General features: G+C 65.9%; 13 protein-coding genes and 1 pseudogene. 8 read left to right on the top strand and 6 right to left on the bottom strand.

From position 1 onward, the window contains the following. Positions 1–120: 120 nt before the first annotated feature. Positions 121–705 (top strand): transcriptional regulator NrdR, encoded by a 585-nt coding sequence (nrdR, locus tag ACFVTE_RS12610; RefSeq protein ID WP_387100837.1) that lies wholly within the window; start codon positions 121–123, stop codon positions 703–705. Positions 706–842: 137 nt separating this feature from the next. On the opposite strand, the gene ppgK is transcribed toward nrdR, so the two are convergent. Both ppgK and map read right to left on the bottom strand, forming a co-directional pair. Beyond that, positions 843–1646, bottom strand: a complete 804-nt coding sequence (gene ppgK, locus ACFVTE_RS12605) for a polyphosphate--glucose phosphotransferase (protein ID WP_387100835.1) — start codon at positions 1644–1646, stop codon at positions 843–845. An 80-nt stretch (positions 1647–1726) separates the two neighbouring features. Further along, complete coding sequence (map, locus tag ACFVTE_RS12600) at positions 1727–2605, bottom strand: type I methionyl aminopeptidase (protein WP_387100833.1); 879 nt, start codon at positions 2603–2605, stop codon at positions 1727–1729. A 123-nt stretch (positions 2606–2728) separates the two neighbouring features. Between map and ACFVTE_RS12595 the strand changes: the two genes are divergently transcribed. Then, on the top strand, positions 2729–2893 hold the full coding sequence (locus tag ACFVTE_RS12595; protein WP_190603389.1) for an SPOR domain-containing protein: 165 nt from the start codon (positions 2729–2731) through the stop codon (positions 2891–2893). Positions 2894–2900: 7 nt separating this feature from the next. Here ACFVTE_RS12595 and panB read toward each other — a convergent pair whose 3' ends face one another. Beyond that, the gene (gene panB, locus ACFVTE_RS12590; protein WP_387100830.1) at positions 2901–3806 is read right to left on the bottom strand and encodes a 3-methyl-2-oxobutanoate hydroxymethyltransferase; all 906 of its coding nucleotides are present in this window, start codon (positions 3804–3806) and stop codon (positions 2901–2903) included. 243 nt (positions 3807–4049) lie between these two features. Here panB and glnA (ACFVTE_RS12585) point away from each other — a divergent pair, with 243 nt between their 5' ends. The 5 genes from glnA (ACFVTE_RS12585) to ACFVTE_RS12565 all read left to right on the top strand — a co-directional run bounded on the left by glnA (ACFVTE_RS12585) (position 4050) and on the right by ACFVTE_RS12565 (position 10134). Continuing rightward, positions 4050–5390, top strand: a complete 1341-nt coding sequence (gene glnA / locus ACFVTE_RS12585) for a type I glutamate--ammonia ligase (protein WP_387100828.1) — start codon at positions 4050–4052, stop codon at positions 5388–5390. Positions 5391–5399: 9 nt separating this feature from the next. Further along, positions 5400–8411: a bifunctional [glutamine synthetase] adenylyltransferase/[glutamine synthetase]-adenylyl-L-tyrosine phosphorylase gene (locus tag ACFVTE_RS12580; protein ID WP_387100827.1), complete on the top strand. Its 3012-nt coding sequence runs from the start codon at positions 5400–5402 to the stop codon at positions 8409–8411. A 21-nt stretch (positions 8412–8432) separates the two neighbouring features. Further along, a complete protein-coding gene (locus ACFVTE_RS12575) occupies positions 8433–8858 on the top strand; it encodes a VOC family protein (RefSeq protein ID WP_387100825.1) in 426 nt (141 codons plus the stop codon). A 6-nt stretch (positions 8859–8864) separates the two neighbouring features. Beyond that, positions 8865–9380, top strand: coding sequence for a GNAT family N-acetyltransferase (locus tag ACFVTE_RS12570; protein ID WP_387100823.1), 516 nt, complete (start codon positions 8865–8867; stop codon positions 9378–9380). 202 nt (positions 9381–9582) lie between these two features. Continuing rightward, positions 9583–10134: a hypothetical protein gene (locus tag ACFVTE_RS12565; protein WP_387100821.1), complete on the top strand. Its 552-nt coding sequence runs from the start codon at positions 9583–9585 to the stop codon at positions 10132–10134. A gap of 90 nt (positions 10135–10224) precedes the next feature. Here ACFVTE_RS12565 and glnA (ACFVTE_RS12560) read toward each other — a convergent pair whose 3' ends face one another. Then, on the bottom strand, positions 10225–11649 hold the full coding sequence (gene glnA / locus ACFVTE_RS12560; RefSeq protein ID WP_331573456.1) for a type I glutamate--ammonia ligase: 1425 nt from the start codon (positions 11647–11649) through the stop codon (positions 10225–10227). Positions 11650–11920: 271 nt separating this feature from the next. Between glnA (ACFVTE_RS12560) and ACFVTE_RS12555 the strand changes: the two genes are divergently transcribed. After that, the gene (locus tag ACFVTE_RS12555) at positions 11921–12358 is read left to right on the top strand and encodes an RDD family protein (RefSeq protein WP_387100820.1); all 438 of its coding nucleotides are present in this window, start codon (positions 11921–11923) and stop codon (positions 12356–12358) included. A 45-nt stretch (positions 12359–12403) separates the two neighbouring features. Here the strand turns inward: ACFVTE_RS12555 and ACFVTE_RS12550 are convergent. Both ACFVTE_RS12550 and ACFVTE_RS12545 read right to left on the bottom strand, forming a co-directional pair. Further along, positions 12404–12706, bottom strand: a pseudogene (locus tag ACFVTE_RS12550) (DUF3817 domain-containing protein); the annotation flags it as partial. A gap of 151 nt (positions 12707–12857) precedes the next feature. Beyond that, positions 12858–13610: a DUF4191 domain-containing protein gene (locus tag ACFVTE_RS12545; RefSeq protein ID WP_377953193.1), complete on the bottom strand. Its 753-nt coding sequence runs from the start codon at positions 13608–13610 to the stop codon at positions 12858–12860. Between the last annotated feature and the right edge of the window lie 15 nt (positions 13611–13625).

Raw genomic sequence — 13625 nt, 5'->3', positions numbered from 1 at the left:
TCCGCCACTACATGTAGTAATTACAGGCTTGTTATTCAGCTATATCTGGCCGTAAACTAGTGTCGATCGAAGCTTCGGACAGGGCTTTGACGAGGGCAGCGACTGAAGGGCAGGAAAAACGTGTATTGTCCGTTTTGCCGCAACCCTGATTCACGCGTGGTGGACAGCCGGATGGCCGACGACGGTTCCGCCATCCGCCGCCGGCGGCAGTGCCCCGAGTGCGGGCGCCGCTTCACCACCGTGGAAACCACCAGCCTGTCCGTGATCAAGCGGTCGGGGGTGGGCGAGCCCTTCAGCCGCAGCAAGGTCATCAACGGTGTCCGCAAGGCCTGCCAGGGCCGGCCCGTCAGCGAGGACGACCTCGCCATGCTGGCGCAGGAAGTCGAGGAGAACATCCGGGCCTCAGGCGCCGCGGAAATCGACGCCCACGAGGTTGGCCTGATCATCCTGGGGCCGCTGCAGAAGCTGGATAAAGTGGCGTACCTCCGTTTCGCCAGCGTCTATCAGGCGTTTGAATCACTCGAGGATTTCGAATCTGCCATTGAGCTGCTCCGGCACGAGTCCGCTGAAGACACGGGTCCCGAAGGCACGAGCCCGCAGGCAAAGAACACCGCAGAAAAGAACAGCGCAGAAAAGAACGCTGCAGAAAAGAACGCCGTGGACAAGAACACAGCAGAAAAGAATACGGCGAAGAGCACGCTCTAAAGTCTCCGGTGGCGGCAGCGGAGGGGAAGCCGCAGCCGCCACCGGCTCCAGTACAACCAAAAACGCGGAAGGCGGCAGACCTCGTCTGCCGCCTTCCGCGCTTTCTGCGGGCCGCGCATAACGCGGCCCGCGGGGGATTACTTGGCCAGCTCGTGCTTGACGGCGATCTCGAGGGCAGCGCCCACAATGCCTGCCTCGTTCTTCAGCTCGGCCGGAACGATCGGCGTGCGCAGCTTCATGCGCGGCAGGTACTCGTCCGCGCGCTTGGAGATGCCGCCGCCCACGATGAAGAGCTCGGGGGAAAACAGGAACTCGACGTGCGAGAAGTAGCGCTGCAGCAGGACGCTGTATTCCTCCCAGCTGAGGCCGTCACGTTCGCGGGCCACGGCGGACGCCTTGCTTTCGGCGTCGAACCCGTCGATCTCCAGGTGGCCGAGTTCGGCGTTGGGAACCAGCCGGCCGTTGAAGATGAACGCGGAGCCGATGCCGGTGCCGAGCGTGATGACCAGGACTGTGCCGTCGATGCCGGCACCGGCGCCGTAGCGCGCTTCGGCAAGCCCGGCCGCGTCGGCGTCGTTAATGACTTCCACGGGGCGGCCCAGGCGGGCCGTGAGCAGCGCATCGATGTCCGTGTTGAGCCAGCTCTTGTCCACATTGGCAGCAGAGTGGACCACGCCGTGCTGGATGATGCCGGGGAACGTCACGCCGATGGGGCTGTCAGCCTCGGGTGCGTCGGGTCGCGCGTTGAGTTCCTTGACGACCTGGGCCACCACCTCGACCACTGCTGCCGGCGTGGCCGGCTGCGGTGTTGCCAGGCGGAAGCGATCGCCGATCAGCTTGCCCTTCTTCAGGTCGACGATGCCGCCCTTGATTCCGGTTCCGCCGATGTCGATGCCGATCAGCGGGGCGTTCTTGTGGGTCTTTTCGTCCTTCTTGGCCAATGGGATTCCGTTCGTGGCAGGGTAGGGGCTCGGGCTGGGCAAGGATGACTTGCCGGATGACGCGGGCGGGTTGCCTGGCGTCAGGGAAGAGTGAGGACCTCGGCGCCGGATTCGGTGACGAGGAGCGTGTGTTCGAACTGCGCGGTGCGCTTGTGGTCCCTGGTGACCACTGTCCAGTCGTCGGCCCACATGTCCCATTCGATGGTGCCGAGGGTCAGCATGGGCTCGATGGTGAACACCATGCCGGGCTCGATCACGGTGTTGTAGGCCGGGGCGGCGTCGTAATGCGGGATGATCAGCCCGGTGTGGAAAGCCTCGCCAACACCATGTCCGGTGAAGTCGCGGACCACGCCGTAGCCGAAGCGCCTGGCGTAGGACTCGATGGCCCGGCCGATCACGTTGATCTGGCGTCCGGGGGCAACGGCCTTGATGGCGCGGTTGAGGGACTCCCTGGTCCGTTCAACCAGCAGCCGCGACTCCTCGTCAACGTCGCCCACCAGGAAGGTGTAATTGGTGTCGCCGTGGACCCCGCCGATGAAGGCTGTGATGTCGATGTTGAGGATGTCGCCGTCCTGCACCACGGTGCTGTCCGGAATGCCGTGGCAGATGACCTCATTCAGCGACGAGCACAGCGACTTTGGGAAGCCTCGGTAGCCCAGCGTGGATGGGTAGGCGTTGTGGTCCAGCAGGAACTCGTGGCCAATGCGGTCCAGTTCGTCGGTGGTGATGCCGGGCCGGATGTGCTTGCCCACCTCCACGATGGCCTGCGCGGCGATCCTGCTGGCCACCCGGATCTTCTCGATCGTTTCCGGTGACTTGACCTCGGACCCGGTGAATTTGGCCGGGCCTGGCTTGCCGACATACTCCGGCCGCGGGATCGACGCGGGAACCGGCCGCTGCGGGCTGACGGTTCCCGGTGTAAGCGTGCCGGTGGGTGCGGTCGAGGCTAAGGAAGGCATAGATTGATCATATAAGGCAGCACAGAACGCCATGTAAATTAATGCGCGCCGCGGCTACCGTTGCGGGTTACGTTACGTGGATCACGCGGCAGTGTGCCCACAACCGGAAAGCGAGGAAGACCGATGCCCGAGTACTGGTACAACGTCAAGACCCACATGGTGGAGGAAGACGCAATGTCGGACTGGACCCAGCTGATCGGTCCCTATAAGACCCGGGAAGAGGCTGAACATGCCCTCGAGAAGGTCAAGGCACGCAATGAATCCTGGGAAAAGGGCGACGACGACTAGCAGCTGACTAGAACGAATGCTCCGGTCCGGGGAACTGCCCCGACCGGACGTCGTCGCCATAGGCCTTGGCCGCGTCGCTCAGGACGGTCCGCAGGTCGGCGTACTGCTTGACGAACTTGGCCATCCTGCCGCCCCGGAGACCTGCCATGTCCTGCCAGACCAGGACCTGCCCCGTGGTGGCATTGCCTGCGCCGATGCCGATGGTGGGCACCGAAATGGCCTCATCCACGGCCTTTGCCGTCTCCGCGGGAACCATCTCCATGAGCACGCAGAACGCGCCGGCGTCGGCCAGTGCAGCGGCATCCTCGACGAGCCGGGCGGCGTCGTCGCCCCTGCCCTGCACGCGGTAGCCGCCCAGGGAGTGCTCACTCTGGGGCGTGAAGCCGATGTGGCCCATGACCGGAATGCCGGCCTGGACCATCGCCCGGACCGTATCGGCGTAGAACTTGCCGCCCTCGAGCTTCACTGCGTGCGCCAGGCCCTCCTTGAGGAACCGGACGCCGGTGGTCACGGCCTGCTGCGGCGAAACCTCGTAGCTGCCGAAGGGGAGGTCCGCCACCACCAGGGCGCGCTTCGCGGAGCGTGCGACCGCCCGGCACAGCGGCAGCAGTTCGTCGACGGTGACGGGAATGCTGGTTTCGTTGCCAAAGACATTGTTGGACGCGGAGTCGCCCACCAGCAGGACTTCGGTGCCGGCCTGGTCGAAGATCTCTGCCGTGTACTGGTCATACGCCGTGAGCATGGCAAAATGTTCGCCGCTGGTCTTCGCCTGCTGCAGGTGGTGCGTGCGGATCCGGGAGACCGGCTTCCGCGCCGATTCCGACGGCGGCAGCGCAGCTCCCGAGGGGCCGTTCCCGTAGGGTGCAGGTACTTCAGCGGACGTGCTTGGATCGGGACTGCTGGTTGAGGCCATGGCAAGAGCGTAGTCCGGGACCTGCCGTGCTAGCCACCGCCCGCCACGCGATGCCGGGTGATTCGCGTCATAGCGGGTTTGCCCGGACTGGCTGGCCTGGTCTGCGGTTGAGTGTTAACGCTGTGTTACGCGCCGCAGCCGCGCCAGCATTACGCCTAAATGCTTAGTAAAGTGATGCGTGAGCTGTCGCTGTTCCGTCGTGGACGGACCGCGGCATGAACGTAGACCGGAGAAGAGGCCTTCATGGACCGCCAGCAAGAGTTTGTCCTGCGCACGATCGAAGAGCGCGACGTACGTTTTGTGCGTTTGTGGTTCACCGACGTCGTGGGCTCGCTCAAGTCGGTGGCGCTGGCGCCTGCGGAGGTCGAAGGCGCCTTCGACGAGGGCCTCGGCTTCGACGGCTCGGCCATCGAAGGCCTTGCGCGTGTCTTCGAGTCCGACATGCTGGCCCAGCCGGACCCGTCCACCTTCCAGATCCTTCCCTGGCGCGGCGAGACCGAGCAGACGTCGCGGATGTTCTGCGACATCCTGACACCCGACGGCGAGCCTTCGGCAGCGGATCCCCGCAACGTCCTCAAGCGCACCCTGGCCAAGGCCGCGGACATGGGGTTTACCTGCTACACGCACCCTGAGATCGAGTTCTACCTGCTCAAGTCGCAGGAGCCCGGCCCCGACGGTTCACCCGTTCCGGTGGACGAGGGCGGCTACTTTGACCACGTCCCCGGCGGCGTGGCCCAGGACTTCCGCCGCACCGCCGTGACCATGCTGGAATCCGTGGGCATCTCCGTGGAGTTCAGCCACCACGAGGCCGGCCCGGGCCAGAACGAAATCGACCTGCGCTACGCGGACGCCCTGCAGACGGCGGACAACATCATGACCTTCCGCACCGTCATCAAGGAGGTGGCGCTGCAGCAGGGCACGTACGCCACCTTCATGCCCAAGCCCTTCACGGCCCATCCGGGTTCGGGCATGCACACGCACTTCTCGCTCTTTGAAGGCGACACCAACGCGTTCTTTGAGGGTGGTGCGGAGTTCCAGCTGTCCAAGACGGCGCGCCAGTTCATCGCCGGCATTCTCAAGCACGCCCCTGAATTCACCGCTGTCACCAACCAGTTCGTGAACTCCTATAAGCGCCTCTGGGGCGGGGGAGAGGCCCCCAGCTACCTGAGCTGGGGTCACAACAACCGCTCCGCCCTGGTCCGGGTCCCGCTGTACAAGCCGGGCAAGGGACAGTCAGCCCGGATCGAATACCGCGGCATCGACTCGGCCGCCAATCCGTACCTTGCCTACGCCGTGCTCCTGGGCGCCGGCTTGAAGGGCATCGAGGAAGGTTACGAGCTGCCCGCCGCGGCCGAGGACGACATCTGGTCGCTGAGCTCCGCGGAGCGCCGCGCCATGGGCCACGATCCTCTTCCGGCCAGCCTGCACGATGCCATCCGTGCCATGGAGGACTCGGAACTGATGCCGCAGATCCTGGGCGAGCAGGTCTTCGAACACTTCCTGCGCAACAAGCGGGCGGAGTGGCAGGACTACCGCCTGCAGGTGACCCCCTATGAGCTGCAGCGCAACCTCGCCATCCTTTAGGCGGCTGCGGTGAGCTTGGCCCGCCGGCTCATTACCGCCGGCTTCAGCGACCTCGAGAAAGGCGAACGGTTCCTCGCCGCCCCGGAACTGGAGGGCATCGACCAGGACATCCTGTTTGCCGGCCTGCAGATGGCGGCGAACCCGGATGCCGCGCTGCAGTCGCTGGTCCGGCTGATCGAGAAGCACCCTGACCTGCGGAAGCTGGCGGCGGCGGACACCGAGGTGAGCGAACCGCTGTACCGGGTCCTGGGCGCAAGCGAGGCACTGGGCGAATTCCTGATCCGGCACCCCGAGCACCTTGACGCATTCAACGTGACCGCCAGCCCGGAACCGCTGCAGGCCGACCCGGCCGAGCTTCGTGCCCAGCTGCTAAGGTCTGTGCGCGCAGACCCGAACGCGGCCCGGCCGGTGGCTGGCATCTCGGGCCCCGAAGCTTACGAAGCGCTCCGCACCGCCTACCGGAGGGGCGTGGTGGACCTTGCCGTCAAGGACCTTTGCGCCGCTGACCCGCTGGATTTCATGCCCGCTGTCGGCGCGGAACTCGCGGACCTGGCCGGGGCGGCCATCGAGGCCGCCCTTGCCGTCTCCCGTGCCGAGACGGCCGCGAAGTTCGACGCCGGGGAGGTCGCCGACGTCGCACTTTCAGTGATCGGGATGGGCAAGTGCGGAGCCCGCGAACTGAACTACATTTCCGACGTCGATGTCATCTATGTGGTGGAGGCGGGCGAACTGGACGACGCCCGGGCCAACACCATCGGCACGGCGCTGGCGTCAGGCATCTCGCGGGCCATTTCTTCCCCGGCGCGCGAGCCCGGCTTGTGGGAGGTTGACGCCAACCTCCGCCCGGAAGGAAAGTCCGGCCCGCTGGTCCGGACACTGGCTTCGCACCAGAGCTACTACGCCCGCTGGGCGGAAAGCTGGGAGTTCCAGGCCCTCCTGAAAGCGCGGACCATCGCGGGCGACGCAGAGCTGGGCGCCCGCTACGAGGAGGCCGTATCGCCGCTCGTGTGGGCCTCGGCGAACCGCGACGGATTCGTTGAATCAGTGCAGGCCATGCGCCGCCGGGTGACCGAACACATCCCGCCCGCCGAAGAACAGCGCCAGATCAAGCTGGGCCGTGGCGGACTGCGCGACGTCGAATTCACCGTCCAGCTCCTCCAGCTCGTGCACGGCAAATCGGACGAATCCCTCCGCCGGCGCGACACGACGTCGGCCATCGCCGCGCTGTCCACCGGCGGCTACATCGGCCGGGCGGATGCGGCCGCGTTCGACCATGCCTACCGTTACCTGCGCCTGCTCGAGCACCGCATCCAGCTTTTCCAGCTGCGCCGCACACACCTCATGCCGGTCAAGGAGGAACCCCTCCGCACCCTGGCCAAGGCCGTGCTGGGGCCGTTCTCCACGGACCGGCCGCACCCCGACGCCCTCCTGGCCGCGTGGCAAAAGACCAAGCGCTCCGTCCGCGAACTCCATGACCGGATCTTCTACCGCCCGCTCCTGAACACGGCCGCCAAGCTCAGCAGCGAGGACGCACGCCTGACTCCCGAAGCCGCGCAGGGCCGGCTCGCGGCGCTCGGTTACCGGGACCCTCAAGGCGCGCTCCGCCACATCGAGGCCCTGACGGCCGGTGTCAGCCGGCGGGCCGCCCTGCAGCGGCAGCTGCTGCCCATCCTCCTCGGCTGGCTGGCCGAGGGCGTGGACCCCGACGCCGGTCTGCTCGCCTTCCGCAGGATCAGCGAGGCCCTTGGCACCACGCACTGGTACCTCGGCATGCTCCGCGATTCGGCGGCGGCGGCCGAGCGGCTGTGCCATATGCTGTCCAACTCCCGGCTCATTGCCGACCTCCTCGAAGTCTCGCCGGAATCGGTGTCCTGGCTGGGGACGGACAAGGAACTCGCGCCGCTCAGCTTTGAGGCGCAGTGGCAGGAGATCACCTCCAAGATGTCCCGGCACGCGGACCCGGAAAGCGCCATGCGCCTCATCCGGCTCATCCGCCGCCGTGAAATCCTGCGGATCGCCATCGCGGACAGCGCCGGCCTGCTCCGCCAGGACCAGGTGGGGGCCGCCCTGGCCGAGACGGACCGCGCCGCCATCCTGGGCGCCCTGCGGGTGGCCGAAAACATTGTCTCCGCAACCGGCCCGCTGAAGACCTCGGTGCTGGTGGTGGCCATGGGAAGGCAGGGCGGACTGGAGATCGGCTACGGGTCCGACGCCGACGTCCTGTACGTCCACCGTGCGCTGCCCGGAGCCTCGGACGATGAAGCCCAGCAGCAGGCCGCGAAGATCGTGGGCCATCTTTCCACCCTGCTGACGCAGCCGCTGAAGCCGGCGATCATGGCTGAGCGGGTTCTTGCCGTGGACGCAGACCTCCGCCCGGAGGGCAAGAACGGGGCCATGGTGCGGTCACTCGAGTCCTACGGCGAGTACTACCGCCGCTGGTCGCTCATCTGGGAGGCACAGGCGCTGCTCCGTGCCCGGCCGATTGCCGGTGACGACGCGCTTGCGGCGGACTTCGTGAAGCTGATCGATCCCATCCGCTACCCGGAGGCGGTTTCCGATGCGGACGTCCGGGAGATACGCCGTATCAAAGCGCGGGTGGAATCCGAGCGCCTGCCCCGCGGCGCGGATCCCGCCAGACACCTCAAGCTGGGACGCGGCGGCCTGAGCGACGTGGAATGGCTGGTGCAGCTGCTGCAGCTCCAGCATGCCGGGAAACATCCCGAACTGCGCACCACGTCCACCCTCAAGGCCCTGCACGCGGCGTCCACGCTGGGGCTGCTGGAGGACGAGGACGCCCGCCTGCTCGCTGACGCGTGGCGGCTTGCCAGCCGGATCCGTTCCGCGAACGTGATCTGGACGGGCCGAGCTTCCGACCTGCTGCCCTCCTCGCGGCGCGACCTGGAGGCGGTTGCCCGGTGGTGCGGCTTTGAGGAGGGAATGGCCACGGCCTTCGAGGAGGAGTACCTGAGGGTCAGCAGGAGGGCCCGCGCGGTGTTCGAGAAGGTCTTCTACGGCCACTGAACCGGTGCTAGGTTGGGGCGCATGGCTACCCAAATCTTCATGAACCTGCCGGTCAGGGACCTCGACAGATCAGTGCAGTTCTTCACCGCACTGGGCTTTACGTTCAACCCGGACTACACGGACGAGAACGCCACCTGCATGGTGATCAACGACGACGCCTTCGTGATGCTCCTCGTGGAAAAGTTCTTCAAGACGTTCACCGCCAAGGAGATCGTGGACGCGACCTCGGCAACCGAGGCCATCATGGCCTTCTCCGTGGACAGCCGGGACGCCGTGGACCACATGGTGGGCAAGGCCCTGGCCGCCGGCGGAACCGAATCGCAGCCGGCGCAGGATTACGGGTTCATGTACAGCCACAGCTTCCAGGATCCGGACGGGCACCTGTGGGAGGTCATGTGGATGGATCCGGCAGGTCCGCCCACCGACGGGGCGGCACCTGCCTCCTGACGGATCATGAGTCCGGACGTATGGCTCATTCCGTTGCGGGACCTGGACGCCGATGCCCGGGCCATCCAGCTGGGCGCTGTTGCGGAACTGGAACTGGGCCCGGGCCAGCGGGAGTTTGTGGGCGACCCGCTGCGCATGATGCTGGCAGGGCTGGAGGACGGTTCCCGCAGGCCCTATGTCATCGAGGCCGGCGGCAGTGCTGCCGGGGTGCTGACCCTGCAGTCGGGGGCAGCCCGTCTCGCCGGCTGGCCCGACGACGACTCCGCCTGGCTGCTTCGCGGGTTCCTGATCGACAGGCGCCGGCAGCGCCAGGGCCTGGGCCAGGCGGCAGCCTCGGCGGCGGTGGCCGCTGCCGCCAAACTGACGGCCAGGCTGGGAGGCGGCCAGGCCGGCGTCGTGCTTTCAGTCAACGAGCGCAACCCGGCCGGGCAGGGAGCCTACCTGAAAGCGGGTTTTGCGGACAAAGGCGTTTATCTGGGCGGCGAGACCGGCCCGCAGCGGACCATGTACGCGGCCTTCTGAACGGTCATCCGGCGCAGAATCAGCGGCAGACCGTTGCGCCGGCACGGGGGCATGCCTACGCTGTGTGTTGGCAGTGCACTTCAAACCTTGTTGGGGGGAAGGCTTGAAAAGGTCTTCGTCTCGGAGGCACTCGCCGGAACAGGCTGGCGCCCGGTCTCAGCACGTCGGGAGCCAGCTTCCTAAGCGCGGACCGCGCCAGGACGTGGCACGCCAGGATGCGGACCATGCCCGCGCGCAGGCGAAGGGCAGCCGCGCCCGCAGGGTCAGGCGGGCTGAACTGGTGCTCATCGGGGCGGGCGTCGCGGCCACGCTCGTAGCGGCGGCATACCAGTACGCCGGGATCAGGAGCACTCTGGAAAGCAGCACCGCTTCCTCCCTCTACGCCCAGCAGCAGGAGATCGACAGGATCTTCGTGGACAACGTCGACCTCCAGCCGTACTTCTGGCACCGCCAGGAGCTCCCCGATCCATCGGCAATCCGGGACCCTGCGGCGAAGCTGGACGCGGAGCAGCTGGCGGGCCGGGCGGAAGCGACGGCCCACCGCATCCTTGATCACTTCGCCCATCTCAGGTACCAGATGGGAACGCAGGCCTTCACCTCCGAGCGGGCAGACTGGGAGGCCTACATGCGGAGGAGTTTCGCGGACTCGCTCATTCTGTGCCGCGCGCTGCGGGGAGACCAGGAGGCCTTCGGCGGCTCCGGTCCGGACTCCCTCTGGGGTCGGTACGCGGAGCAACCCTGCCGGGGAACATGACCGGAGAACGGCCAAGGGCGGCCACCGGTCAGTAACCGGTGGCCGCCCTTGGCAGTGGCGGGAGGATCCCCCTCAGGTCAAACAGTCAGACTAGACGCCGTAGTAGAGCTCGAACTCGTAGGGGTTCGGGCGCAGGGACAGCGGTCGGATCTCGTTCTCGTACTTGTATTCGATCCAGGTGTCGATCAGGTCCTGGGTGAACACGCCACCGGCCTGCAGGAACTCGTTGTCCTCAGCCAGTGCCTGCAGGGCTTCCTCGAGGGTGCCCGGAGCCTTGGGGATGTCCTTGGCTTCTTCGGCGGGGAGCTCGTAGAGGTCCTTGTCGATCGGAGCCGGGGGCTCGATGCGGTTGCGGATGCCGTCGATGCCGGCCATCAGCTGGGCAGCGAAGGCCAGGTACGGGTTGGAGGAGGGGTCCGGAGCGCGGAACTCGATGCGCTTGGCCTTCGGGTTGGAGCCCGTGATCGGGATACGGATACCGGCGGAGCGGTTGCCCTGCGAGTAAACCATGTTGACCGGGGCTTCGAAGCCCTTGACCAGGCGGCGGTAGGAGTTGACCGTCGGGTTGGTGAACGCGAGGACAGCGTCAGCGTGCTTCAGCAGGCCGCCGATGTACCAGCGGGCGGTGTCGGACAGGCCGGCGTAGCCCTTCTCGTCGTAGAACAGCGGCTCGCCGTTGCTCCACAGCGACTGGTGGCAGTGCATGCCCGAACCGTTGTCACCGAAGACCGGCTTCGGCATGAAGGTGACGGACTTGCCCCAGGCGTCGGCGGTGTTCTTGATGACGTACTTGAACTTCTGCAGGTCATCGGCCGCGTGGGTCAGCGTGGTGAACTTGTAGTTGATCTCGGCCTGGCCGGCGGAGCCCACTTCGTGGTGGCTGCGCTCGACCTCGAGGCCGGCCTCGTCCAGGGCGACACACATGGCGTCACGCAGATCCGCCTGCTTGTCGGTCGGGGAAACCGGGAAGTAACCGCCCTTGACGGGGGTCTTGTAGCCGAGGTTTCCGCCCTCTTCCTCGCGGCCGGTGTTCCAGTGAGCTTCTTCGGAGTCGATCTTGTAGAAGCTGCCCTCGGGGGAGGACTTGTACTGGACGTTGTCGAAGACGAAGAACTCGGCTTCGGGAGCGAAGAACGCGGTGTCGGCGATGCCGGTGGAGGCGAGGTAGGCTTCAGCCTTCTCTGCCACGCCACGGGGGTCGCGGTGGTACGGGTCGCCCGTACGGGGGTTCACGATCGAGAAGTTCAGCGCAAGGGTCTTCTCCATGCGGAAGGTGTCCAGGAACGCGGTGGTGACGTCCGGAATGAGCTGCATGTCAGACTCGGCGATGCCCTGGAAGCCGCGGATGGAGGAACCATCGAACAGCTGGCCGTTGACGAAGAAGTCAGCGTCCACGCTCTTGGCGGGCACGTTGAAGTGCTGCTGAACGCCGGGGAGGTCGGTGAAGCGGATATCGATAAACCGAATGTCTTCATCTTTGATGAACTTGAGGACTTCGTCCGCAGTCTTGAACATCTATGCTCCTTACGCATATGTAATAACTGGCTAGAAAGCCAAGTGGTCCAGCGCAATCCAATGGGCGGAAACACAAAAGTGCCCCGCTCCAGGCTCGCTAGCAACTGTTACCACCCTAGGGATTCGGGATTTCCCGTCCGTGTCCGCTTTGTTTCCGGCAGGTTACAGAACCTACTGATATGTAAACGCTATACGGTGTCCACACTGTGGTCCATGCCTATCCAGAGTATGAACGTCCGCGGGGCCGCGGGCGGCTCGGTAAACTTGGTGGGTGGTAGATCGCAAAGACATCGGTTCGTGGCTCAGCGGGCCGGACACTTCCGGCATTTCCAAGTACCCGGGGGAGCGCCTGGGCTTTCCCGAGTCGGGGCCGGGGTCCATGGCCCGTGCAGGCCGGCGGATCCTGGCGATCACCATCGACTGGACCATCGCCCTGCTGATCAGCAACGTGTTCCTCGGCGGGAATTCCATGGCCACCCTGGGGATCTTTGCGGTGGAGCAGATCCTGCTGATCGGAACCTTGGGCTACAGCATCGGCCACCGCGCGATGGGCATCCACGTGGTGAAGCCGGACGGCTCAGCGGCCGGCCCGCTGGCCGCCTTGGTTCGCACTGTCCTGCTGTGCCTCGTGATCCCGGCGGTCATCTTCGACCCCGACCATCGCGGACTCCATGACAAGGCCATGAACACGGTCCTCGTCCGCATGTAGCTGGCTGTCCGCATCCAGCTGACCGTCGGCCGGAAGCTGCACGGGGGAGAGGTATCCCCGGCGGAGCGCCCACCGCTCAAACAGGACGGTGGCGAAGGGAAAAACAGCCGAGAGTCCTGCGAACAGCGCCACCCTGAAGGGCCAGCGCTGCAGCCGCCACAGCACAAGGGCTGCTACTCCGTAGCCGATGAAAAGCGCGCCGTGCACCGGGCCGGCAATCTCCACGCCGAGTTCGGTGGTCCCGGCTATCCACTTGAAGTACATGCCGGCGAGGAGCGCCGCCCAGCTGAAGGCTTCGGCCACCGCCAGCAGGCGAAAGACTCGGACGACGGCGGACGGGAGTTTCACAGGAGGCTCCGGCTTCTGTAGGGGCTGGGGTCTGGCTGGTTTCACAATGCCGTTCAAGCGGGCAACTACGCTAAGACGGGCAACTCTGCTTAAACGAGGAACGCCCCGGGGCCGGCGCAAGTGCGGCGGCCGCCAGGGCGTTCCAAGCGGATTAGCGTCCGCGCTGGGGGCGGGCCTTGTAGGGGTCCACGCCCTTGGGGATCGGAAGGCGGGTGCCCAGCGACGAGATGCGCTTGGACACGGCGCTGACCTCGGTCTTGGTCAGCTCGTTGTTGAGCTTGTTCATCTTTTTCGCCACCTGGCTGATGGGGACCTGGCCGTCGCCGCGCCCGGTTTCGATGACGTGGATGGTGACGTTGGGAAGGATGCGCGCCAGCTTCTTCCGCTCGCCTTCGATCAGCGGGCGCACACGGTGGGTGGGGCCTTCAGCCACGAGCACGACGCCGGGACGCCCGACGGCGCGGAACACGGCGTCCTGGGTGCGCGGGTTCACAGCCACGGGCTGCTCCTCGGTGATCCAGCCGCGCTTCAGCGTGCTGAGGGCAGCTCCGGACGCACCCGGCTGGTTCTCGATCTGGGCGAAGGCAGCCCGTTCAGCCCGGCGCGACAGGATGAATGTAGCCGCCAGGAAACCCAGCGGGATGCCGATGATCAGGCCTGTAATCCAGTTATTCAGCAGCAGGCCGACAATGAGGCTGACGGCCACGACGCCCAGGAACGCCAGCAGCATGAGCCACGGGACCATGGGGTCGTGGCGGCGGGTCATGTTGAAGACCTCGCGGATCTGCTTGAGCCGGCTGGGCTTCTTTTCCTTCACGGCCTTCGGCTTGCGTCCGAAAAGACCGCGCTTGGAACCATCAGCGGCTGCAGGGGTGTTGTTGCTGGAATCAGGGGATTTCGCCATAGTGCCTTAATTCTA

The sequence above is a fragment of the Arthrobacter sp. NPDC058097 genome, from assembly GCF_042884885.1.
Taxonomy (GTDB): domain Bacteria; phylum Actinomycetota; class Actinomycetes; order Actinomycetales; family Micrococcaceae; genus Arthrobacter.
This window is presented reverse-complemented; position numbering and strand designations above follow the sequence as displayed.

What these genes read in the sequence shown, in the direction of transcription:
- map (WP_387100833.1), bottom strand. Translation starts at nt 2,605, where the DNA reads ATGCCTTCCTTAGCCTCGACCGCACCCACCGGCACGCTTACACCGGGA.
- ACFVTE_RS12595 (WP_190603389.1), top strand. Translation starts at nt 2,729, where the DNA reads ATGCCCGAGTACTGGTACAACGTCAAGACCCACATGGTGGAGGAAGAC.
- panB (WP_387100830.1), bottom strand. Translation starts at nt 3,806, where the DNA reads ATGGCCTCAACCAGCAGTCCCGATCCAAGCACGTCCGCTGAAGTACCT.
- glnA (WP_387100828.1), top strand. Translation starts at nt 4,050, where the DNA reads ATGGACCGCCAGCAAGAGTTTGTCCTGCGCACGATCGAAGAGCGCGAC.
- ACFVTE_RS12575 (WP_387100825.1), top strand. Translation starts at nt 8,433, where the DNA reads ATGGCTACCCAAATCTTCATGAACCTGCCGGTCAGGGACCTCGACAGA.
- ACFVTE_RS12570 (WP_387100823.1), top strand. Translation starts at nt 8,865, where the DNA reads ATGAGTCCGGACGTATGGCTCATTCCGTTGCGGGACCTGGACGCCGAT.
- glnA (WP_331573456.1), bottom strand. Translation starts at nt 11,649, where the DNA reads ATGTTCAAGACTGCGGACGAAGTCCTCAAGTTCATCAAAGATGAAGAC.
- ACFVTE_RS12545 (WP_377953193.1), bottom strand. Translation starts at nt 13,610, where the DNA reads ATGGCGAAATCCCCTGATTCCAGCAACAACACCCCTGCAGCCGCTGAT.